Origin of the sequence: Xanthomonas sp. PPL134 (genome assembly GCF_040595915.1) — a bacterium.
GTDB classification, from domain to species: domain Bacteria; phylum Pseudomonadota; class Gammaproteobacteria; order Xanthomonadales; family Xanthomonadaceae; genus Xanthomonas_A; species Xanthomonas_A indica.
This window is the reverse complement of record NZ_JAMDLL010000001.1, coordinates 1153621-1176309: the sequence shown is the minus strand read 5'-3', so window position 1 is coordinate 1176309 and position 22689 is coordinate 1153621. Positions and strand designations below refer to the sequence as shown.

Annotated in this window: 19 protein-coding genes; 14 read left to right on the top strand and 5 right to left on the bottom strand. The window is 70.6% G+C overall.

Annotated elements, in window-relative coordinates; all coding sequences use genetic code 11:
- The first annotated feature begins 13 nt into the window (after positions 1–13).
- The 9 genes from M3U25_RS05095 (at position 14) to M3U25_RS05055 (ending at position 8435) form a co-directional block, all read left to right on the top strand.
- The gene (locus M3U25_RS05095) at positions 14–1546 is read left to right on the top strand and encodes an aldehyde dehydrogenase family protein (RefSeq protein WP_355499483.1); all 1533 of its coding nucleotides are present in this window, start codon (positions 14–16) and stop codon (positions 1544–1546) included.
- 1 nt (position 1547) lies between these two features.
- The gene (locus M3U25_RS05090) at positions 1548–2288 is read left to right on the top strand and encodes a metallophosphoesterase family protein (RefSeq protein WP_307550735.1); all 741 of its coding nucleotides are present in this window, start codon (positions 1548–1550) and stop codon (positions 2286–2288) included.
- Between the two features lie 97 nt (positions 2289–2385).
- Positions 2386–2667: a DUF4190 domain-containing protein gene (locus M3U25_RS05085; RefSeq protein ID WP_355499486.1), complete on the top strand. Its 282-nt coding sequence runs from the start codon at positions 2386–2388 to the stop codon at positions 2665–2667.
- Positions 2664–3437, top strand: a complete 774-nt coding sequence (locus tag M3U25_RS05080; protein ID WP_355499489.1) for a class I SAM-dependent methyltransferase — start codon at positions 2664–2666, stop codon at positions 3435–3437. The genes M3U25_RS05085 and M3U25_RS05080 overlap by 4 nt, the downstream gene beginning before the upstream one ends.
- A gap of 10 nt (positions 3438–3447) precedes the next feature.
- Positions 3448–4503, top strand: a complete 1056-nt coding sequence (locus M3U25_RS05075; RefSeq protein ID WP_242161356.1) for a quinone-dependent dihydroorotate dehydrogenase — start codon at positions 3448–3450, stop codon at positions 4501–4503.
- Positions 4500–5543 (top strand): UDP-N-acetylmuramate dehydrogenase, encoded by a 1044-nt coding sequence (gene murB, locus M3U25_RS05070; RefSeq protein ID WP_355499493.1) that lies wholly within the window; start codon positions 4500–4502, stop codon positions 5541–5543. The genes M3U25_RS05075 and murB overlap by 4 nt, the downstream gene beginning before the upstream one ends.
- The gene (locus tag M3U25_RS05065) at positions 5537–6445 is read left to right on the top strand and encodes a DMT family transporter (RefSeq protein ID WP_311195524.1); all 909 of its coding nucleotides are present in this window, start codon (positions 5537–5539) and stop codon (positions 6443–6445) included. The genes murB and M3U25_RS05065 overlap by 7 nt, the downstream gene beginning before the upstream one ends.
- A 131-nt stretch (positions 6446–6576) precedes the next feature.
- Positions 6577–7266 (top strand): aspartate/glutamate racemase family protein, encoded by a 690-nt coding sequence (locus M3U25_RS05060; RefSeq protein WP_355499497.1) that lies wholly within the window; start codon positions 6577–6579, stop codon positions 7264–7266.
- Between the two features lie 2 nt (positions 7267–7268).
- Positions 7269–8435, top strand: a complete 1167-nt coding sequence (locus M3U25_RS05055) for a TPM domain-containing protein (protein WP_355499500.1) — start codon at positions 7269–7271, stop codon at positions 8433–8435.
- A gap of 67 nt (positions 8436–8502) precedes the next feature.
- Here M3U25_RS05055 and M3U25_RS05050 read toward each other — a convergent pair whose 3' ends face one another.
- The gene (locus M3U25_RS05050) at positions 8503–8952 is read right to left on the bottom strand and encodes a MarR family transcriptional regulator (RefSeq protein ID WP_355499503.1); all 450 of its coding nucleotides are present in this window, start codon (positions 8950–8952) and stop codon (positions 8503–8505) included.
- A 35-nt stretch (positions 8953–8987) separates the two neighbouring features.
- Between M3U25_RS05050 and M3U25_RS05045 the strand changes: the two genes are divergently transcribed.
- The gene (locus M3U25_RS05045) at positions 8988–10118 is read left to right on the top strand and encodes an NAD(P)/FAD-dependent oxidoreductase (RefSeq protein ID WP_355499507.1); all 1131 of its coding nucleotides are present in this window, start codon (positions 8988–8990) and stop codon (positions 10116–10118) included.
- 107 nt (positions 10119–10225) lie between these two features.
- Here M3U25_RS05045 and M3U25_RS05040 read toward each other — a convergent pair whose 3' ends face one another.
- Together M3U25_RS05040 and ispG are read right to left on the bottom strand one after the other, a co-directional pair.
- Positions 10226–10936, bottom strand: coding sequence for a phosphatase PAP2 family protein (locus M3U25_RS05040; RefSeq protein ID WP_242080931.1), 711 nt, complete (start codon positions 10934–10936; stop codon positions 10226–10228).
- Positions 10917–12182 (bottom strand): flavodoxin-dependent (E)-4-hydroxy-3-methylbut-2-enyl-diphosphate synthase, encoded by a 1266-nt coding sequence (ispG, locus tag M3U25_RS05035; RefSeq protein WP_355499511.1) that lies wholly within the window; start codon positions 12180–12182, stop codon positions 10917–10919. Before ispG ends, M3U25_RS05040 begins: the two co-directional genes overlap by 20 nt.
- Positions 12183–12306: 124 nt before the next feature.
- Between ispG and M3U25_RS05030 the strand changes: the two genes are divergently transcribed.
- The 3 genes from M3U25_RS05030 to M3U25_RS05020 all read left to right on the top strand — a co-directional run bounded on the left by M3U25_RS05030 (position 12307) and on the right by M3U25_RS05020 (position 15956).
- Positions 12307–13530 (top strand): ATP-binding protein, encoded by a 1224-nt coding sequence (locus M3U25_RS05030; protein WP_242080933.1) that lies wholly within the window; start codon positions 12307–12309, stop codon positions 13528–13530.
- Positions 13527–14093 (top strand): response regulator transcription factor, encoded by a 567-nt coding sequence (locus M3U25_RS05025; RefSeq protein WP_242161349.1) that lies wholly within the window; start codon positions 13527–13529, stop codon positions 14091–14093. The genes M3U25_RS05030 and M3U25_RS05025 overlap by 4 nt, the downstream gene beginning before the upstream one ends.
- A gap of 72 nt (positions 14094–14165) precedes the next feature.
- Positions 14166–15956, top strand: coding sequence for an EAL domain-containing protein (locus tag M3U25_RS05020; RefSeq protein ID WP_355499515.1), 1791 nt, complete (start codon positions 14166–14168; stop codon positions 15954–15956).
- 28 nt (positions 15957–15984) lie between these two features.
- On the opposite strand, the gene M3U25_RS05015 is transcribed toward M3U25_RS05020, so the two are convergent.
- Both M3U25_RS05015 and M3U25_RS05010 read right to left on the bottom strand, forming a co-directional pair.
- Positions 15985–17547, bottom strand: coding sequence for a sodium/sugar symporter (locus M3U25_RS05015; RefSeq protein ID WP_242161347.1), 1563 nt, complete (start codon positions 17545–17547; stop codon positions 15985–15987).
- 107 nt (positions 17548–17654) lie between these two features.
- Complete coding sequence (locus tag M3U25_RS05010; RefSeq protein ID WP_355588494.1) at positions 17655–20273, bottom strand: exo 1,3/1,4-beta-D-glucan glucohydrolase; 2619 nt, start codon at positions 20271–20273, stop codon at positions 17655–17657.
- A gap of 396 nt (positions 20274–20669) precedes the next feature.
- Between M3U25_RS05010 and M3U25_RS05005 the strand changes: the two genes are divergently transcribed.
- The gene (locus M3U25_RS05005) at positions 20670–22634 is read left to right on the top strand and encodes an alkaline phosphatase PhoX (protein ID WP_355499521.1); all 1965 of its coding nucleotides are present in this window, start codon (positions 20670–20672) and stop codon (positions 22632–22634) included.
- Positions 22635–22689: the final 55 nt, after the last annotated feature.

The following is a 22689-nucleotide window of genomic DNA, read 5'->3' as shown; positions in this document are numbered from 1 at the left end:
CCCAGGAGATTCCATGTCCGCTGACCTGCTCAAGGCGCTCGGCCTCGCCGCCACCAACTCCGGCACCTACCTCGGCAACGGCGAGTGGTCCAGCGCCACCGGCGCCGGCGTGCTGCAGCCGCTCAACCCGTCGAGCAACGCCATCATCGCCGAGGTCCAGGCCACCACCGAGCAGGACTACGAGACGGTGATCGCCCGCGCCCAGGCCGCGTTCAAGGTCTGGCGCACCACCCCGGCACCGCGCCGCGGCGAGGCGGTGCGGCTGTGCGGCGAGGCGCTGCGCAAGCACAAGGACGCGCTGGGCTCGCTGGTCGCGCTGGAAATGGGCAAGAGCAAGCCGGAAGGCGACGGCGAAGTGCAGGAGATGATCGACATCGCCGATTTCGCGGTCGGCCAGAGCCGCATGCTGTACGGCTACACCCTGCACTCGGAGCGTCCGGGCCACCGCATGTACGAGCAGTACCAGCCACTGGGCCTGGTCGGCATCATCAGCGCGTTCAACTTCCCGGTCGCGGTGTGGAGCTGGAACGCGTTCCTGGCGGCGATCTGCGGCGACATCTGCATCTGGAAGCCGTCCAACAAGACCCCGCTGACCGCGATCGCGTCGATGAAGATCTGCAACGAGGCGCTGCGCGACGCCGGCTTCCCGGACATCTTCTTCCTGGTCAACGATGCCGGCGTGGCCCTGTCCGAGCGCCTGGTCGAGGACACCCGCATCCCGCTGATCAGCTTCACCGGCTCCACCCAGGTCGGCCGCGTCGTCGCCGAGAAGTGCGCGCGCCGCCTGGGCCGCTGCCTGCTGGAGCTGGGCGGCAACAACGCCATCATCCTCGACGAGAGCGCCGACCTGAAGCTGGCCGTGCCCGGCATCGTGTTCGGCGCGGTCGGCACCGCCGGCCAGCGCTGCACCACCACGCGCCGGCTGATCGTGCACGAATCGATCTACGACACCGTGCTGGCGACCCTGGTCAAGGCCTACAAGCAGGTCGAAGGCAAGATCGGCGACCCGACCGACCCGGCCAACCTGATGGGCCCGCTGAACAGCCGCGGTGCGGTCGAGCAGTTCCTGGATTCCATCGCCAAGGCCAAGGCCGCCGGCGGCACCGTCGAGACCGGCGGCACCGCGCTGGACCGTCCGGGCAACTTCGTGTTGCCGGCCATCGTCACCGGCCTGAAGAACAGCGACGAGGTGGTGCAGCACGAGACCTTCGCGCCGATCCTGTACGTGATGAAGTACAGCACCCTGGACGAGGCCATCGACATGCAGAACGGCGTGCCGCAGGGCCTGTCCTCGTCGATCTTCACCCAGAACCTGAAGGCGGCGGAGAAGTTCCTGTCCGCGGCCGGCAGCGACTGCGGCATCGCCAACGTCAACATCGGCACCTCCGGCGCCGAGATCGGCGGCGCCTTCGGCGGCGAGAAGGACACCGGCGGTGGCCGCGAATCCGGCTCGGACGCCTGGAAGGTGTACATGCGCCGGCAGACCAACACGATCAACTACTCCGATTCGCTGCCGCTGGCGCAGGGCATCAAGTTCGATCTGTAAGATGCGCCTGGCCGCGCTCTCCGATATCCACGGCAACCTGCCCGCGCTGGAGGCCGTGCTTGCGGATATCGGACGGCGCGGCGTGGACCGGATCGTCAACCTGGGCGACATCGTCTCCGGCCCGCTGTGGCCGCGGGAAACCGCCGCGCGGCTGATGCCGCTGGCGCTGCCCACGGTGCGCGGCAACCACGAGCGCCAGTTGAGCGAACTGGAACCGGCGGCCATGGGCGCCAGCGACGCCTATGCCCATGCGCAGCTGACGCCGGCACAGCGGCACTGGCTGGCCGCACTGCCGCCGACCCTGTCGTTGCCGCATGCGCTGCTGTGCCACGGCACGCCGCACGACGACCTGTGCTGGCTGCTCGACGAACTGGAACCGCCGCGGCTGCGCGCCGCCGATGCGCAGCGCGTGCGCGAGCGACTGGGCGACGCGCCGCCGGCGGCGCTGGTGCTGTGCGGACACAGCCACCTGCCGCGCACGCTGCGCCTGGACGACGGACGCCTGCTGTGCAATCCCGGCAGCGTTGGTCTGCCCGCCTATGCCGAGACCCATCCGCAACCGCACCGGGTCGAGACCGGCACGCCGCAGGCGCGCTACGCCGTGCTCGACTACCGCGACGGCCAGTGGCACGCGCAGTTGCACGCGATCGACTACGACCACGCCAGCGCCGCCGCGCAGGCCGAGCGCAACGGCCGGCCGCACTGGGCGCATGCGTTGCGGCACGGGCGCATCCCCGCATGAGCGGCGCACGCCAGGCGCGCTTCTGGGATAATTCGCTCATCCCGCGCACGCGCGCGTCCGCATGGCGCATGCCGCCTTGCTCGCACGAGGAATCCAGATGAGCACCGTTCGCGAAACCAATTCCCTCGCCGTGGTCAGCCTGGTCGCCGGCATCCTCGGCTGGACCCTGATGCCGGTGCTGGGCAGCCTCGGCGCGATCGTCACCGGGCATCTGGCGCGCGCGGAGATCCGCCGCCAGCCGCAGCGCTTCCAGGGCGACGGCCTGGCGGTGGGCGGGTTGATCCTGGGTTGGGCCGCGGTGGCGCTGGCCGTGCTGGCGGTGCTGGCCTTCGTGCTGTTCTTCGGCGGGCTGGCGTGGTTCGCCAGCACCCAGTCGTGAGCCGGGACGCCGCCGCGCCGCGCGAGCGCTTCAGCGACCGCGTCGCCGATTACGTGCGCTATCGCCCCAGCTATCCGCCGGCCCTGCTCGACTGGGTGCACGGCGAGCTGGGCGTGGCCGGCGACGCGCTGGTCGCCGACATCGGTGCCGGCACCGGGATCTCCACCCGCCTGTTCCTGCAGGCCGGGCACCCGACCCTGGCGGTGGAGCCGAACGCGGCGATGCGCGAGGCCGCCGTCGCGTTGCTGCAGTATCTGCCTGGCTTCCGCGCCATCGACGGCAGCGCCGAAGCCACCACCCTGGCCGACGCCAGCGTCGACCTGATCAGCGCCGCGCAGGCCTTCCACTGGTTCGACCTGGAGGCGGTGCGCCGCGAATGGGCGCGGGTGTTGCGCCCCGGCGGCCTAGCGCTGGTGTACTGGAACTCGCGCCTGCTCGACGCCACCCCGTTCCTGGAAGGCTACGAGCAGTTGCTGCTGGAGTACGGCACCGACTACAGCGCGGTGGCCGAGCGCTATCACGACGATGCCACCATGCAGCGCTGGTTCGGCACCGGCCTGCGCGGCACCGCGCAGTTTCCCAACGAACAGCGCATGGACTTCGAGGCGCTGCGCGGACGCCTGCTGTCGTCCTCCTACGCGCCGCTGCCCGGCCACCCGCGCCACGCGCCGATGCTGGAGGCGCTGCGTACGCTGTTCGACAGGCACCAGCGCGACGGCGTCGTCGCCTTCCATTACCGCACCCGCGCCTTCGCCGGGACGCTGAACTGAGCCACACGCCATGTATTCCCTCGCCCGACCGTTCCTGTTCGCCTTCGATGCCGAGCGCGCCCACGCCCTGGGCCTGCGCGCGATCGAGCTGGCCTACCGCACCGGCACCAACCCGCTGCTGGCGCGCACGATCGCGCCGATGCCCACGCGCGCCTTCGGCCTGGACTTCCCCAATCCGGTCGGACTGGCCGCGGGCCTGGACAAGAACGGCGAACACATCGATGCGCTGCTGGCGCTGGGCTTCGGTTTCGTCGAGATCGGCACCGTCACCCCGCGCGCGCAGGCCGGCAATCCGCTGCCGCGCATGTTCCGCCTGCCGCGGCAGCAGGCGGTGATCAACCGCATGGGCTTCAACAACCTGGGCGTGGACGCGCTGGTGCGCAACGTCGAACGCGCGCGGCGCCGGCGCGGCCTGCTCGGCATCAACATCGGCAAGAACAAGGACACGCCGAACGAAGACGCCGCGTCCGATTACCTGCACTGCCTGGAGAAGGTCTACGCGCTGGCCGACTACATCACCGTCAACATCTCCTCGCCCAACACCGCCGGCCTGCGCGAACTGCAGGAAGAACAGGCGCTGCGGCAGTTGATCGCGCGCCTGCGCGAGGCGCAGGAAGCGCTCGCCGCACGTCACGGCAAGCGCGTGCCGATGCTGGTCAAGGTGGCGCCGGATCTGAGCGACAGCGACATCGACGCGGCGGCGCGGGTGCTGTCGGACCTGCAGGTGGACGGCGTGATCGCCACCAATACCACGGTTGCCCGCCCCGGCCTGGAGCATGAGCCGCTGGGCGCGGAAAGCGGCGGCCTGTCCGGCGCACCGTTGCTGGGCCAGTCCACCCTGGTGCTGCGCCGGCTGCGCGCGCGCCTGCCCGAACACATCCCGCTGATCGGCGTCGGCGGCATCCTGTCCGGAGCCGACGCGGTGGCGAAGATGGCCGCCGGCGCGGCGCTGGTGCAGTGCTACAGCGGCCTGGTGTTCCGCGGGCCGGAACTGATCGGCGAGTGCGTGGAGGCGATGCGCCGGCGCCGCGAAGCGCCCAGCCGCGGGGACGTGGTCGTCTCATGAGCACGACGGCCTGGTCGCTCACCGCGCAGGCGCCGCTGCAGGCGCTCAACACCTTCCACGTCGCGGCGCAGGCGCCGTGGCTGCTGCAGATCTTCGCGCCCGAGGCGCTGCCCGAGGCGCTGCTGGCGCCGGAACTGGCCGGCGCCGCGCTGCTGCCGCTGGGCAGCGGCAGCAACATGCTGTTCGCCGGCGATGCGCCCGGGGTGGTGCTGTGCTTCGCCAACCGCAGCATCGACACCCTGGAGCACCGCGCCGACTACGCGATCGTCCGTGCCGGCGCCGGCGTGGGCTGGCACGAACTGGTGATGTGGTCGCTGGCGCAGGGCCTGTCCGGCCTGGAGAACCTGGCGCTGATCCCGGGCACGGTCGGCGCCGCACCGATCCAGAACATCGGCGCCTATGGCGCGCAGATGGGCGAGTTCGTGCACGCGGTCGAAGCCTACGACCGTGCCGATGCGCGCTTCGTGCGGCTGGACGCGGTCGCCTGCGAGTTCGGCTACCGCGACAGCCTGTTCAAGCGCCAGCCCGACCGCTATCTGATCGCCGCGGTGGAGTTCAACCTGCCGCGGTTGCACGCGCTGCGCCTGGACTACGCCGGCATCGGCGAGGAACTGCAGGCGATGGGCATCACCACGCCCGGCGCGCCCGACGTGGCCCAGGCGGTGATCAACATCCGCCGGCGCAAGCTGCCCGACCCGGACGTGCTCGGCAACGCCGGCAGCTTCTTCAAGAACCCGTTGCTGCCGCTGGAACAGGCGCTGGCGTTGCAGCACGAGTTCCCGGCCTTGCCGGTATTCCCGGGCGAGGACGACAGCCAGCGCAAGCTGTCGGCAGCCTGGCTGATCGAGGCCTGCGGCTGGAAGGGCTATCGCGACGGCGACGCCGGCGTGTCCGCCGCGCATGCGCTGGTGCTGGTCAACCATGGCCAGGCCAGCGGCGCCGAGCTGCTGGACCTGGCGCGGCGCATCACCGCCTCGGTGCGCGAGCGCTTCGGCGTGGTGCTGGAACCGGAACCGCGCATCGTCGGCGCGCAGTGGTAGCCGCGCCCACGCCGCTGCGCGCGGCGCTGCTGATGCTGGCCAGCACCATGGCCTTCGGGCTGATGGTGGTGGCGATCCGGCTGGCGTCGGCGCAGCTGTCGACGCTGCAGATCGCGTTCTTCCGCAACCTGTTCGGCCTGCTGTTCCTGCTGCCGATGCTGCTGCGCCCGGGCCGGCCGCTGCCGCGCACCGCACAACTGCCGCGCTACCTGCTGCGCACCGCGATCGGCCTGGTGTCGATGCTGGCCGGGTTCTGGGCGATCGGCCACCTGCCGCTGTCGCAGGCGATCGCGCTGTCCTACTCCACCCCGCTGTTCGCGACACTGGCCGCCGCGCTATGGCTGGGCGAGACGGTGCGCCTGCGGCGCTGGCTGGCGGTGCTGTGCGGCTTCGCCGGGGTGCTGCTGATCGTGCGCCCCGGCGCCGCCGCGTTCAGTCCCGGCACCCTGGTGGCGGTGCTGGCGGCGGTAATGAGCGCGCTGGTCGCGATCCAGATCAAGCAACTGGCACGGGTGGACGACGCCAACACGGTGGTGTTCTACACCTACGCGTTCTGGGTGCCGATGTCGCTGCTGCCGGCGCTGTTCGTGTGGCGCTGGCCGCAGGGCATCGACTGGCTGTGGCTGCTGGCCACCGGCCTGTTCGGCACGCTCGGGCAGTTGCTGTGGACGCACGCGCTGCGGCTCGGCGAGGTCTCTGCGCTGACCCCGATCAGCTTCACCCAACTGCCGCTGGTGGCACTGTTCGGCTGGTGGCTGTTCGACGAGACCCTGGACGGCGGTACCGTGCTGGGCGCGCTGGTGATCCTCGGCGCCAACGCCTATATCGCCCACCGCGAGGCGGTGCTGGCACGGCGTGCAGCGCGCGCCGGCGCCGGCACCCCGCCGACACTGGACGCCTGAGTGCCGCGCATGACGCCGCGCCGCGCTCCGGCGTCGTGGCAGTCGCCGGCACGGCCGCCGCGCGCGGTCGCTGCACGCAGCCGATGCCGCTACCATCCTCGCGCACGCGCAACCACGGCAGGCGACGCACGATGAAGACCATCGGCATGATCGGCGGCATGAGCTGGGAATCCACCCTGCCCTACTACCGGCACATCAACGAGACGGTCCGCGCACACCTGGGCGGGCTGCACTCGGCCAGGATCCTGCTGCACAGCGTGGATTTCCACGAGATCGCGCAGTACCAGCGCGACGGCGACTGGGATGCGGCCGGCGTCGCCCTGGCGGCGTCGGCGCGCGCGCTGCAGGCCGGCGGCGCCGATTTCCTGGTGCTGTGCACCAACACCATGCACTGCGTCGCCGACGCGATCGCCGCCGCGGTCCCGCTGCCGCTGCTGCATATCGCCGACGCCACCGCCGATGCGCTGCAGGCCGCCGGCATCGCCCGCGTCGGCCTGCTCGGCACCCGCTTCACCATGGAACAGGCGTTCTACCGCGACCGGCTGCAGCGGCGCGGCTTCGAGGTGCTGATCCCGGATGTGCCGGCGCGCGAGGACGTGCATCGCATCATCTACGAAGAGCTGTGCCAGGGCCTGGTGCTTGCGCCGTCGCGGCTGCGCTACCAGGAGGTGATCGCGGCGCTGCAGGCGCAGGGCGCGGAGGCGGTGATCCTGGGCTGTACCGAGATTTCCCTTTTGATCGGCCCCACCGACGCGGCGATGCCGCTGTTCGATACGACCGCACTGCACGCGCGCGCCGCCGCGCTGCACAGCCTGGCCTAGCGATGCGCAATCAGGCCCCTGCCCTTGTCCCGCGCCGCGATGTTGACGCTGCACGCGCGTGGGCGCCGTTCCGGCTTGGCGCCCTGCTGGTCCTGGCCCTGCTGCTGTGGCCGGCGCTCGGCCGCTGCGCCGTCGCCATTCCGCCGTACACGCCGAACGTGGTCGATCCCGCCGGCACGCTCAGCGCGGACGACACCCAGCGGATCAACGCGGCGCTGCAGCGCCTGCGCGAGCGCCAGCACATCTGGGGCGCGGTCTACCTCGTGCCGTCGCTGCAGGACGAGCCGATCGAACGCCTGGCCGAACGCGCCTTCCGCACCTGGCAGCTCGGCCAGAAAGGGACGGACAACGGCCTGTTGCTGGTGCTGGCGATGCAGGACCGGCGTTCGCGCTTCGAAGTGGGCTACGGGCTGGAAGGCGTGCTGCCCGACGTGGTCGCCCGGCATGCGCTGGACGACTACCTGGCGCCGCGCCTGCGCCAGGGCGACACCGCCGACGCGATCGTGGCCGCGTTCGACTTCATGGGCCGCGCCGCCGCGCAGGATCCCGCAGCCGTCGCCGAACTGGCGCAACCGGCCGACGACGGCATGCACTGGCGGCGCGGCGCCATCGCCTGGGCGGGCCTGCTGGTGCTGGTGTGGCTGCTGCTGCCGCTGCGCAGTGCCTGGACCGGCGTCCTGCGCAGGCGCCTGCTGCGACGGCACCCGCGCCTGTCGGCCCAGCCCGAGGAACTGGTCCAGGACACCAAACCTGGGGGTTTCTGGGCATGGTTCATCCGCCTGTTCCTGAGCGCCAACCCCGGCATCTTCGTGATACTGCTGTCGGCCAGGTCGATGACGATGACGGTAATCTTCCTGGCGCTGGAACTGCTGATCCTGGTACTGACCCTGGTCATCGCCGCGCAGCGCTACCGCTCGCCGCGGCGCTACAGCCGCTTTCTGCAGGCGCTCACGCGGCGGCGCAATGCGCTGATCCGCAAAGGGCATATCGCCGAGACCGCGCCCGGGGTGTTCGCCTACACCGCCAGCTACTACGCCGATCAGGCCGCCAAGGAACGCGCCGCGGCCGAGTCCGCGGGATCGTCCTCGTCCTCCTCCTCGTCCTCCAGCAGTAGCTCGTCCTCCGGCGGCGGCAGCTCCGGCGGCGGCGGCGCCAGTTCGAGCTGGTAGGCGGCGCGCGCGGCGCGTTCAGCGCCACGCATCCTCAGGCGACCGGCGACACGGCTGGCGCCGGGAATCAGTCGACGGACCCGGCGTTGGCGATCATGCGGTGGAGCAAGCCGAGCAGCAGTTGCTGCTCCTCCGGCTGCAGGCCGGCGCAGACCTGCTGGTCGACGCCGCGCAAGGCCTCGCGGCCAGGTTCCAGCAGCGCGAGTGCCTGGTCGGTCAGGGAGATCGCCGCGCTGCGCTTGTCCGCGGCCGCGCGTTCGCGCTTGATCAGTCCGTCGCGCTCCATGCGCGCGAGCAACTGCGCCATGCTCGGCTGTTCGACGCCGGCCATTCGGGCCAGTTCGCCCTGCGTGCGCTGCTCGCCGTGCTTCAACGCCACCAGCACCGGGAGCTGTGCCGCAGTGATGCCGGCCAGGCGCAGCCGCTCGTCGCTCAGCTTGAGCAGCAGGCGCGCCAGGCGACCGACCACCAACGTCGGCATGGCATGCGGCGTCCACTCGGCAGGCGCGTCGGGCATTGCATAGGATCCTATGTATCTATAAGGTGGCGTCCATGCGCAGCCCCACTCCAACCCGCTCAACCCATCCCAGCGTCGCGATCGTCGGTGGCGGCCCCGCCGGACTCACGGCCGCGGTCATCTTAAACCGCCATGGTTGGCCGGTCTCGGTGTTCGAAGGCGACGCCTCGCTGGAGGCGCGCGACCAAGGCGGCACGCTCGACCTGCACCCGGAAGATGGCCAGTTGGCCCTGCACAAGGCCGGGCTGCTGGAGCGGTTCAAGGCGATTGCGCGCTACGAGGACCAGGAGCAGCGATCGCTGGACTACGCCACCGGTGCCGTCCTACGCGAGGAAGTGCCGCTTCCGGGGACCGGCGATCGCCCGGAGATCGACCGTCTGGTGCTGCGCCGACTCCTGCTGGAAGCGACCGATGGCACCGCCATCCGCTGGGACAGCAAGGTGACCGGCGTGATCGGCAACCGCAGCGGGGGCTACCGCTTGCAGTTGCAAGATGGGCTCACGCCCGCCTTCGACATCGTGATCGGCGCAGACGGCGCCTGGTCGCGCGTGCGCAGCGCAGTGACCCCGGTGGTCCCGGCGTACACCGGCGTGACCTTCGTCGAACTGTGGCTGTCCGAGGTGGATACCCGGCATCCGCACAGCGCCGCTCTGGTCGGGCACGGCACGATGTTCGCGCTGCACGGCCCCACCGGGATCATCGCGCAACGCAACGGCGGCGGGACGATTCGCGTCTATGCCGCCTTCCGCACCGGCCCCGAACACGGCGATTGGCCGGACAGCGCCTTGCAGGGCATCGACAAGCCCGCCCTGCTGGCGCGCTTCGATGGCTGGTCGACGACGTTGCGGCGCCTGATCGCCGATGCGGACCGCATTGCCGCCATGCGCCCGATCGTGGCCTTGCCGCCGGGACTGCGCTGGCCGCACCGCAGCGGGTTGGCGCTGGTCGGCGATGCGGCGCACGTCATGCCGCCGTTGGGCGTCGGCGTCAACCTGGCCATGCTCGACGCCGCCGAACTCGCCGAAGCCCTGGTCGGCGCCGCGGACTGGCGCGACGCGATGCAACGCTGGGAAGTGGCGATGCTCGACCGTGCCGCCGGGTTCGCCTCGCTGTGCCGCGACGGGTTTGCCGAGATGTTCCCCGACGCAGCGCCCCCGAGCGTTTGAGTGCCACGCCTTGCGGTTGCGCAGCGCGCGCGCCAAGCGACGCGCAGCCGGCGGTGTCCGGCCTTGCGACGCCATGGGTCACAGCGCCGCGATCGCGCTGCCGCGCGTCAGCTCGCCAGCCGTCGTGCGCGCCAGCGCGGCCGGCGCTCGCCGCGAAACAGCAGCAGGTACAGCCCCACCACCCACACCAGCGCCGCGCTCCAGCCGCCGAGGATGTCCGAGGGGTAATGCACGCCCAGGTACACCCGCGACACGCCGACCAGCAGCGTGAAGCTGCCGGCCAGCCACAGCACCGGCCAGCGCCAGCGGGTGCGCCAGCTCAGCGCGATCAGCACCGCCGCCAGGGTCATCGAGCCCATCGCGTGGCCGCTGGGGAAACTGAAGGTGTGGTGCTCGGGCGCGATCGACTCCCACAGGCTGGGCCGGTCGCGCTGGAAGAACTGCTTGGCGCCCATGTTCAGCAGCGCCGAACCGATGAAGGACAGCGCCGCGAACAGCGCCTCGCGCCAGCGGCGCAGGCCCAGCAGTACCAGCACGATCAAGGTGTCCAGCGGGATCACGCCGTACTGGTAGCCGGCCTCGGTGACCACGGTGAAGAACCGGTCCCAGCCGGGGCTGGTCAGGCCGCGCATGCTCCACAACAGCGGCTCGTCGAAGTAGAGGTCTTCCAGCGCATGCACTTCGTCGGCCAGGGCCACGAACACGCCCAACGGCAGCAGCACCCCGGCGAACAGCAGGATCACGCGCCAGGCATTGCGCCGCAGCCAGCGGCGCAGCCCGGCCGCCTCGGCGGCGGACTCACCCGGTGCGGCGGACATAGGTGCGTTCGACGTAATCGTCGATCAGCGCGACGAACTCGTGGGCGATGTTCTCGCCACGCAGGGTCACCTTCTTCTCGCCGTCGATGAACACCGGCGCGGCCGGCGCCTCGCCGGTGCCGGGCAGCGAGATGCCGATGTTGGCGTGGCGCGACTCGCCCGGCCCGTTGACCACGCAGCCCATCACCGCCAGGGTCATGCTCTCGGCGCCGGGATGGGTCACCTTCCACTCCGGCATCTTCGCGCGGACGTGGTTCTGCACCACCTTGGCCAGCTCCTGGAAGAACTCGGAGGTGGTGCGGCCGCAGCCCGGGCAGGCGGTGACCAGCGGGGTGAAGGCGCGCTGGCCGGTGGTCTGCAGCAGTTCCTGGGCGACGATCACTTCCTGCGTACGCGACTGCCCCGGCTCCGGGGTCAGCGAGATGCGGATGGTGTCGCCGATGCCTTCCTGCAGCAGCACCGCCAGCGCCGCGCTGGAGGCGACGATGCCCTTGCTGCCGATGCCGGCCTCGGTCAGGCCCAGGTGCAGGGCGAAGTCCGAGCGCTGCGCCAGGTCGCGGTACACCGCGATCAGCTCCTGCACGCCGCTGACCTTGCAGCTGAGCACGATGCGGTCGCGGCCCAGGCCCAGTTCCACCGCGCGCTCGGCCGAATCCAGCGCCGAGCGGATCAGCGCCTCGCGCAGCACCCGGCCGGCATCCCAAGGCACCTCGCGCCGCGAGTTCTCGTCCATCAGCTGCGCGGCCAGCGCCTGGTCCAGCGAGCCCCAGTTGGCGCCGATGCGCACCGGCTTGTCGTACTTCAGCGCGAATTCGATCAGCTGCGCGAACTGGGTGTCCTTCTTCTTGCCGAAGCCGACGTTGCCGGGATTGATCCGGTACTTGGCCAGCGCCTGGGCGCAAGCGGGCTCGGCGGCCAGCAGCTGGTGGCCGTTGTAGTGGAAGTCGCCGATCAGCGGCACCTCGATGCCCATCATCCGCAGCTTGTCGACGATGCGCGGGATCGCCGCGGCCGACTCCGGGTTGTTGACGGTCAGGCGCACCAGTTCCGAGCCGGCGCGCCACAGTTCGGCCACCTGCTTGACCGAGGAGGCGACGTCGGCGGTGTCGGTATTGGTCATCGACTGCACCACCACCGGCTTGCCGCCGCCCATGGTGACGCCGCCGATGCGGACCGGCTGGGTGAGACGGCGCGCCCAGGGCGCGGCGTCGGCGGGAGGCGTGGGGCGGCTGACGGCGTCGTACATGCGCCCATTTTAGCCTGCGCGGCGCATCCTGCCGCACGCGCCGGCACCGGCGATTCAGCGAGGCGGCGCCGCTGCGACGGTTTGTCGCAGGCAGGCCCTGGGCCCAGCGCATACGATGCGCAGCATGGATTCCACCGACGCCTCCTTCCTGCGCACCCTGTGCAGCCTGCGCTGGCTGGCCACCGCCGGCCAGGCCGCGACGATCCTCGTGGCGACCTGGCCGCTGCAGTTGCCGCTGCCGCAGGCGCCGCTGTGGGCCGGCGTGGCGGTGCTGGCGCTGTTCAACCTGTACGCGCAACTGCGCCTGCGCCATGCCGACTCGGCCGCGCCGGCCACCGCCTTCGGCCACATCCTGGTCGACGTGACCGTGCTGACCTGGATGGTCGGCTGGAGCGGCGGCATCGGCAACGCCTTCGGCTCGCTGTTCCTGGTGCTGATCGCGCTGGCGGTGCTAGCCCTGCCGCTGCGCTGGGCGCTGGCGGTGGCGCTGGCCTGCGTGGCCGGCTATGCGGTCAGCGCGCTGTTCGGCCTGCCGCTGCCGCACGGCCCCTACCAGGCGCTGGACCTGCAACGCTGGGGCATGGCGGCCAATTTCCTGCTGTCCACGGTGGTGGTGCTGGTGTTCTCCACCCGCCTGGCGATCGCCATGCGCGAACGCGAGCGCGAGCTGGCGCTGCTGCGCGAGCGCTTCACCCGCAACGAGGGCATCGTCGCCCTGGCCACCCATGCCGCGTCGGTGGCGCACGAGCTGAACACGCCGCTGGCGACGATGACCCTGCTCACCGACGACATCGCCGAACAGAGCGACCAGCCGGAACTGCGCGAGGACCTGGACACCCTGCGCGAACTGCTGGTGCAGTGCCGCGAGCGGGTGCTGGCGCTGGCCGCGCCGGCGCAGCGCGCCGGCGGGCAGACCGTGTCGCTGGCGCAAGTGCTGCACCAGTGGCAGTTGGTGCGGCCCACCGTGCGCCTGCGCCGCAACGACGACGCGCCGCTGCAGCTGCGCATGGAAAGCGCGATCGGCCACCTGCTGCAGGTGCTGCTGAACAACGCCGCCGACGCCGGCGAACGCGCCGGCCACCCACAGGTGGACCTGAACGTGCGCGTCACCGGCAGCGAACTGGTCGGCGAAGTGCGCGACTACGGCGGCGGCTTCGACGCCAACCAGGTCGGCCTGCCGGCCACCCTGTTCCGCAGCGGCAAGCCCGAGAGCATGGGCGTGGGCCTGGCGCTGTCGCATGCGACCATCGAACGCCTGGGCGGCGAGCTGTGGACCGAGCCGGCGCCGGACCACGGCGCCCGGGTCGGCTTCCGCCTGCCGCTGCTCGCCCTGGAGACCTCCGCATGAACACCGACACCCCGCTGGGCCTGCTGGTCGACGACGATCCGCTGTACCTGCGCACCCTGCAGCGCACCCTCGCCCGCCGTGGCCTGGACACGCGTACCGCCGACAGCGCCGCCGCCGCGCTGGCGCTGGCCGCCGAAACGCCGCCGGACTATGCGCTGATCGACCTCAAGCTCGGCGACGAATCCGGCCTGGCGCTGATCCAGCCGCTGCGCGCGATCCGCGCCGACATGCGCATCCTGCTGGTCACCGGCTACGCCAGCATCGCCACCGCGGTGGAGGCGATCAAGCTCGGTGCCGACGACTACCTGCCCAAGCCGGCCACCGTGCCGATGATCCTGCGCGCGATCGGCCTGGAGGCCGAGGAGGACGAGGACGAGGACGGCAGCGACGTACCGGACGCGATGACCCCGCTCAGCCGCCTGCAGTGGGAACACATCCAGCAGGCCATGCACGAGACCGGCGGCAACGTCTCCGCGGCCGCACGCCTGCTCGGCATGCACCGCCGTTCGCTGCAACGCAAGCTGGCCAAGCGCCCCAGCCCGCAGCGCGACCCGCCGCGCTGAGCCGCGCGGCGCGGCCTGAACCGCGCCCGCGCCTGGCGCTCAAGTCCCCCAGCGCCGGGCCGCTAACTCGGTATGTTGAAATCTCCGCCCGCCTTGCTGGACGAGCCACAACGGCTCAGCGCCCTGCACCAGCTCTGCCTGCTGGATACCCCGGCCGACCAGGTCTTCGACCTGGTCACGCAGCTGGCGTCCCGCTACCTGCGGGTGCCGATCGCGCTGGTCTCGCTGATCGACGAAAAGCGCCAGTGGTTCAAGTCCCGGGTCGGCCTGGAGGCGGCGCAGACGCCGCGCAGCCAGGCGTTCTGCGCCTACGCGATCCACAGCCCGGAGCTGATGGTGGTGCCCGACGCGCGCCAGGATCCGCGCTTTCGCGACAACCCGCTGGTCACCGGCCCGCCGTTCATTCGCTTCTACGCCGGCGCGCCGCTGCTGATGGCCGACGGTGCCAGCCTCGGCACGCTGTGCGTGATCGATACCGAGCCGCGCCACGAGCTCGACGAGGTCGCGCGCCGCACCTTGCAGGACCTGCGCGACCTGTTGATGGTGCGCATCGACACGTTGCGCAACAGCGGCTTCGTCGACGCCCTGACCGGCCTGCCCAACCGCGGCCGCTTCAACGACGACCTGACCATGTGGCTGTCGCTGCAGAGCGCGGACCAGCACGACACCGCGGTGGCGATCGACGTGTGCGGCATCGAGTATTTCCGCGACATGGTCAAGGCGCTGGGCTGGGAGTACGCCGAGGGCTACCTGCTGGCCGCGCGCGATCGCCTGCGGCAGGCGCTGGACCGCCTGCCGCTATACCGCATCGACACCACCACCTTCGTGTTCATCATGGAAGGCAGCGACACGGCGCACCTGGAGTACTGGTGCGAACACGTCTGCGACGCCTTCGCCGCGGCGATCGACCACCAGGGCATCCCGCATGCGGCCAGCCCCTCGCTGGGCGCGGTGCGCCTGGACGGGGCGCTCAGCGCCAACCATACGGTGCGCTCGCTGACCACCGCGGTGGACATGGCGCGCCAGCGCGGGCAGCACTGGAGCCTGTACGAACGCAATCACGACGCCAACCAGCGCAATGCCTTCCGCATCCTGGCCGCCTTGCCCGAGGCGCTGGAGGCGCAGGGCCAGCTGAGCCTGCACTACCAGCCGCGGGTGAGCCTGCGCAGCGGCGAATGCGTGGGCGTGGAGGCGCTGCTGCGCTGGCAGCATCCGCTGCTGGGCACGGTGGCGCCGAACGACTTCATCCCGCTGGCGGAAAAGACCGCGCTGATGAGCCGGATCACCGCCTGGGTGCTGCGCACCGGCATCGCCCAGGCGGCGCAGTGGCAGCAGCGCGGCTATGGCTTCAGCGTCTCGCTGAACGTGTCGGCGGTGGACCTGGAGCAGGTCGACTTCATCGTCCGGCTGCAGGCGCTGCTGCAGCAGCATGCGCTGGCGCCCGGCGCGCTGGAGATCGAATTCACCGAGAGCGCGATGATCCGCGATCCGCAGCGGGTGGCCGAACAGCTGCAGCAGATCAGCGCGCTCGGGGTGAAGATCGCCATCGACGACTTCGGCACCGGCTACAGCAATCTCGGCTATCTGAAGAACATCCCGGCCAGCGCGCTGAAGATCGACCAGTCGTTCATCCGTGCCCTGCCCGGCAGCCGCAGCGACGGCATGCTGGTGCCGTCGATGATCCATCTCGGCCACGATTTCGGCCAGCAGGTGGTGGCCGAGGGCATCGAGAGCGAAATCGTGTACCGGATGCTGCGCGACTGGGGCTGCGACGAGGGCCAGGGCTACTGGATCGCGCGACCGATGACGGCCGAGGCGCTGGACGCCTGGCTGGCCGAGCCGTGGCAGGGCGGCGACGCCTGAGCGCGCCGCGCCACGGCCCGCCCGTGGCTCACCAGAACACCGCGTACAGCGCCACCAGGATCGCGATCACCGCGGCCGCGCCAAGCTTGAAACCGAGCGTGGTGCCGTAGCGCACGTCGTCGGTGCGGATCAGGTCGCGCGCTGGCGCCTGCGGGGTCAGCAGCGACACCACCACCGCCGCAACAAGCGACAGCACGAACACCAGGCCGATGCGGTCCATGAACGGCAGTTCCGGCCACAGCTTCTTCAGCGCGAACGACAGCAGCACCGAGCCGATCGCCGCGGTCAGCGCGCCGGCCTCGTTGGCGCGCTTCCAGAACAGGCCGAGCATGAAGATCACCACCACGCCCGGGGTGAAGAAGCCGGTGAACTCCTGGATGAACTGGAAGCCCTGGTCGAAATTACCCAGCAGCGGCCGCGCGGTGAGGATGCCGATCAGCACCGAGGTCACCGCGGCCACCCGGCCGACCCGCACCAGCTGCGGCTGGTCGGCCTGCGGGCGGAACTTGGCGTAGAAGTCCAGGGTGAAGATGGTCGCCACCGAATTGATCTTGGACGCCAGCGAGGCCACGATCGCCGCCACCAGCGCAGCGAACACCAGGCCGAGGATGCCGCTGGGCAGCAGTTGCATCATGGTCGGGTAGGCCTGGTCCGGCTTGGCCAGGTCCGGCGCCAGCACCACCGCGGCGATGCCCGGCACCACCACCACCACCGGCATCAGCAGCTTGAGGAAGGCGGCGAACACCATGCCCTTCTGCGCCTCGCCGATGTTCTTGGCCGCGAGCGCGCGCTGGATGATGTACTGGTTGAAGCCCCAGTAGCTGATGTTCATCACCCACAGGCCGCCGAGCAGCACGCTCAGGCCCGGCAGATCCTTGTAGAACGGGTTGTCCTTGGACAGGATCATGTGGAAGTGCTCGGGGTGCGCGTTCCACAGGTGGCGGAAGCCGGCGAGCACGCCGGCGCCGTCGCCGATCCGCGACAAGGTGAGCCCGGCAACCAGCAGGCCGCCCAGCACCAGCAGGGTGACCTGGACGATGTCGGTCAGCGCCACCGCCTTCAGCCCGCCGTACAACTGGTAGACCAGCGCGAACACGCCGATCAGCGCCAGCGCCAGGGTCTGGTCCATGCCGGTGACCTGGCTCACCGCGATCGAGCCCAGCCACAGGATCGAGGTCAGGTTGACGAACACGTACAGCAGCAGCCAGAACACCGCCATCAGCGTGCGGATCCACTTGCCGTAACGCTGCTCCAGGAACTGCGGCATGGTGTAGATGCCGTTGCGCAGGAAGATCGGCAGGAAGAACTTGCCGACGATCAGCAGGGTCAGCGCCGCCATCCACTCGTAGGAGGCGATCGCCAGGCCGATCGCATAGCCGGAACCGGCCATGCCGATGATCTGCTCGGCGGAGATGTTCGCCGCGATCAGCGAGGCGCCGATCGCCCACCACGGCAGGGTCTTGCTGGCCAGGAAGTAGTCCTCCGCGCTCTTGCGATGCCCGGCCTTCTCCCGCGACACCCATTGCGCGAGCAGGAAGATGCCCGCCAGGTAGACCACCACGATCGCCACATCCAACGTCGCCAACCCCACTGCCTTCTCCTACGGGCCGCAGCCCTGTCGCACCGTTGTCCATGACGCCGCCCGCATGGGCGGCGCCGCTCGTTCAAGAAATCCGTCCGCGGCCGTCGCGCCGCCGCTCAGTGCAGCGGGCAGTCGACCACGCTCTGCGCGTCGTTGCTGCTGCCCAGCGCGATCCGCGACAGCGCCAGGTCCAGCGCGCCGTCGCTCTCGATCTCCGGCAGACGCTCCAGCCGGGTCAGGTCGGCGCCGGCCGCCGCGAAGCACTTCAACGGCACGCCCAGCGTGCGCCACTCGCCCTTGGGCAGCGCGGCCAGGGCCTTGCCCAGGTCCACGCGCGCGCCGCAGTCGTGGCCGCAGGCCACGCCGATGCGCGCGGCTGCGCCGGGCGCCGCGTCCACCTTCAACGTCAGGATCAGTTGCACGTCGCCATTGCTCTCGCGCGAGACGTCCAACGGCTTGGGCAACACCAGCGCCATGCCGGCCTTGCCGCCGCCGGACCAGACGAAGCGCCGCGCATCCTCCTGCGCCTTGTCGTCGATCGCGGTGACCTTCAGCGATCCGTCGGCCAACGCCGCCGGAAAGGTCGCCGCCGGCAGGTTGGTCTGGGTGCCGCCGAACAGGATCAGGTTGATGCCGGTCGCCGGCTTGCCGCGGTCCAGGTACACCCCGCCCACCGCCTGCGCGCCGGACACGCCCGACACCTCGGAGAGGCGGCTCAGATCGCCCTTGTCCTCGTAGGTGAGGCCATAGCCGAAGGCGAACTGCGGGTTGTAGTTCTTCTGTCCGACGTTGTTGGCGAACTGCACCGCGGTGCGCGGCCAGGAGAAGCTCAGCTTGCCGTGGAAGTCGTACTGCACGCTGCCGTCGGGCTTGCGCAGCAGCACGTCGGCGATGCCGCCGCCTTCCGAGCCGGGCAACCAGGCCGCGACGAAGGCGTCGGCCGCATTGATCTCGCGGTTCACCCACAGCGGCCGCCCGCTCAGGAACACCGCCACCACCGGGATGCCTTGCGCCTTGAGCGACTTGATCAGGTCCAGGTCGCTGTCGTCGCCGGGCTTGTACAGCAGCGTGGCGACGTCGCCCTGGAATTCGGCGTAGGGATGTTCGCCGAACACCACCACCGCCACGTCCGGCTTGGTGGTGAACTTGCCGTCCACCGCCAGTTCGGCGCTGCCGCCGGCGGCGCTGACCTGCTGCTGCAGGCCCTCCCAGATGGTGGTGCCGTTGGGGTAGTCGGCGCGCTTGGTGCCGGTACCCTGCCAGTTGAGGGTCCAGCCGCCGGCCTGCTTGCCCATGTCGTTGGCGCCGTCGCCGGCCACCAGCAGCTTGAGTTGCGGCTTCAGCGGCAACACCTGCTGCTGGTTCTTCAGCAGCACCAGCGATTCGCGCACGGCCTGCCGCGCCACCGCGCGGTGCTCGGGCGCGCCCAGCAATGCGAACTTGCCGCCCAGCGGACGCTGCGACGGCTTGCCGGCCTCGAACAGGCCCAGGCGCAGCTTCACCCGCAGGATGCGCCGCACCGCATCGTCCAGCCGCGCCATCGGGATCTGGCCCGACTTCACCGCCTTCAGCGCGTTCTCGTAGACGCCCTTCCAGCTGTCCGGCGCCATCAGCATGTCGACGCCGGCGTTGAACGCGGCCGGGCAGTCGTCCTTGCGGCAGCCGGGGACCTGGGCATGGCCGTTCCAGTCGCCGACCACGAAGCCGCCGAAGTGCATCTGCCCCTTCAGCACGTCGGTCAGCATGACCGTGTTGCCGTGCATCTTGACCCCGTTGACGCTGTTGAACGAGGCCATCACCGTCTGCGCCCCCGTGGCGATCGCCGGCGGATAGCCGGCGCCGTGGATGTCGCGCAGTTGCTGCTCGCTGATGCGGGTATCGCCCTGGTCCTTGCCGTCGGTGGTGCCGCCATCGCCGAGGAAGTGCTTGACCGAGGAGATCACGTGCGACCCGTCCAGGAAACCCGGCGTGCCGGGCACGCCCTGCAGCCCCTCGACCACCTTGCCGGCGAAGCTGGCCACCACCTCGGGCGACTCCGAATAGCCCTCGTAGGTGCGGCCCCAGCGGTCGTCCTGCGGCACCGCCACGGTCGGGGCAAAGGTCCACTCCATGCCCGTGGTGCGGGTCTCGACGGCGGTGATCTCGCCAATCTTGCGCATCAGGTCCGGGTCGCGGGTCGCGCCCAGGCCGATGTTGTGCGGGAACAGCGTGGCACCGACGATGTTGCTCTGCCCGTGCACCGCATCGATGCCGAAGATGATCGGGATCGCCGGGCCGGTGCCGTCGGTCTGCATCGACGCCGTGTAATAGGCATCGGCCAGCGCCAGCCACTGCGCCGGGCTGGCGTCGTACTTGCCGCCGGGATCGGAATTGCCGCCGGCCAGCACCGAGCCGATGTGGTACTTGCGCACGTCCTCCGGGGTCATGCTGCCGATGTCGCCCTGCACGGTCTGCCCGACCTTCTGCTCCACCGACATCTGCGCCATCAGCTTGGTGATGCGCGCCTCCAGCGCCGGATCCTCCTTCAGCGGCCAGGCCGGCGACGGCCACCGGTCTGGATGGATCGGCGGCGGCGGCGCGGCCGCCGGTGCGGCCGGGACGGAGCGACCCGGAACGGCGGCGGCCAAAACGAGCAGGCCCAGCGCTGCGGCGACGGCCAGCGCAGTGCGAAGCGGCGCGCGCGCGCCAGCAGGCTGTGTATGCAAGAGACTCCCTCCCAGGAACGGCGAACGCATGCCATGTCGCGGCCGGACCGCCCACGCCGAAGTGCGGCCGGCGCCTACGCTTCCCGAATCGCCCCAAGCCTGTCAACCGCGGCGCGAGGTATGCCCCAATGCCAGCGGGATATCGATTGACGCTATAGCGATGGAATACCGGCCGCGCTTGCCTGGGGCCGCGTCCCGGTCGTCACCAGCGCTCCCGGCCGCCATCCGCGGCCCCGCGTTTGTTGCGCCGCAATATCGACTGGGCGGCGCACTGCGCAAGGCGCGGCGCCGTCCGGCGCCCGTCGCCCGTCGCCGGCCGCGGTGCGTTCGCAGGTTTCAAACAAATGTCACCAAGCACGTCTAGGTTGGGCCTGGCCGGCACAGGGGGGAGTGGCCGGTATCCCGCCCGCTCTGGAGAGTCCCCCGATGTCGCATCTCCCCGATTCCGGTCGCCGCCGTGCCCTGCGCCTGCTGGCCGGTACCTCCCTGCTGCCGCTGGGCAGCCTGTCCGCCGCGGCGTTGGCCAGCGACCCCACGACTGCGCGTCTGCCGGCCCAGCCCCTACCGCGGCCAGGCCACCCGCCCCGGCCGCGCGTGCGCGCGGTCCGCTTCGACGGCATGGCGGCGCCGTCGCTGGCCGAGCCGGCGGCGATGGCCACCACCAGCGTGCGCTCGCATGTCGATGTGGTCCTGCACGACGGCAGCCGCCAGCGCTACGCCGTGGCCTACCGCCCGTTCTTCATGACCGGCGACCAGGTCCCCGACGGCGCCGGCGGCAGCGTGCTGGCCGGCGGCTACTACGACATCCACAACCGCCCGATCCTGGACCGCTCGGTCCCCGGCAGCGAACGTCCGTTCTTCTCGGACTGTCCCGACGGCTCGTCGCTGCTGACCCTGCCGCACGCGCACGTGCCCGGCGTGCGCGGCAACACGGTGTTCGCGGTGGTGCAGTTCGAGTACACCACGCGCGATCTCGCCGGCAACGGCACCTATCGCCAGTTGCCGGCGCCGATCGCGGTGCTGACCCTGGACCAGGACCCGCGCACCGGCCACCTGCGCCTGGTCAAGTACCACAACGTCGACACCTCGGCGGTCCACGGTCTGTGGACCACCTGCGGCGCCAGCCTCTCGCCCTGGAACACGCATCTGTCCAGCGAGGAGTACGAACCCGATGCCGCCAGCATCGCCGGCAATACCCAGTTCCAGCGCTTCAGCGCACACCTCTATGGCGATCCCAAGCGCGCCAATCCCTACCACTATGGGCACCTGCCGGAAGTGACCGTGCACGCCGACGGCAGCGGCAGCATCCGCAAGCACTACTGCCTGGGCCGCATCTCGCACGAACTGGTGCAGGTGATGCCGGACCGGCGCACCGTGCTGATGGGCGACGACGCCAGCAACGGCGGCCTGTTCCTGTTCGTCGCCGACCGCCCCTGCGACCTGTCCAGCGGCACCCTGTACGTGGCGAAGTGGCGGCAGCGCTCGGCCAGCGGCCCCGGCGCCGCCACCCTGGACTGGATCCGCCTCGGCAGCGCCAGCAGCGACGAGATCGAGGCGATGGCCGACGTGTTGCGCATCGACGACATCATGGACGTGGCCACGCGCGATCCGGGCGACACCAGCTACACCCGCATTCCCTACAGCGGCGGCTTCAACTGGGTGCGGCTGCGCCCGGGCATGGAACAGGCCGCCGCCTTCCTGGAAACCCACCGCTACGCCGCGCTGGTCGGCGGCAGCCTGGGCTTCACCAAGATGGAAGGCACCACGGTCGATCCCCGCGACCGCATCGCCTACTCGGCGATGTCCTACATCCAGGGCAGCATGCTCGACGGCTCCGGCGACATCCGTGTGGAAGGGCCGACCGCCGGCGCGATCTACGCGCTGCCGTTGCGCGGCGGCCAGCGCGACCAGCTCGGCCGGCCGATCTGCAGCGACTGGGTACCGGTGTCCATGAGTGCCCCGCCCGCACTGACCGGCCGCGACCTGCCCGCGGCCGACGCGCTGGGCAATCTGGCCGACCCCGAGCGCATCGCCAATCCGGACAACATCAAGTTCTCCGAACGCCTGCGCACGCTGTTCATCGGCGAGGACAGCGCCATGCACGTGAACAACTTCCTGTGGGCCTACAACGTCGACACCGGCACGCTGTCGCGCCTGCTGTCGGTGCCGGCCGGCGCCGAATCCACCGGCCTGCATGCGGTCGACGAGATCCATGGCTGGACCTACGTGATGAGCAACTTCCAGCATCCGGGCGACTGGGAAAGCCCGCTGCACGACAAGGTCAAGGCGCAACTGGATCCGCTGATCCGCGCCAACTACAAGGACCGCTACGGCGCCGCGGTGGGCTACCTCACCGGCGACCCGGTCGGATTGCGCCTGGACGAGGTCTAGGCGCAGCGCCCGGCAGCGGTGAACGATCGCGCGAGCCGCTCAGGCTCGCGCGATC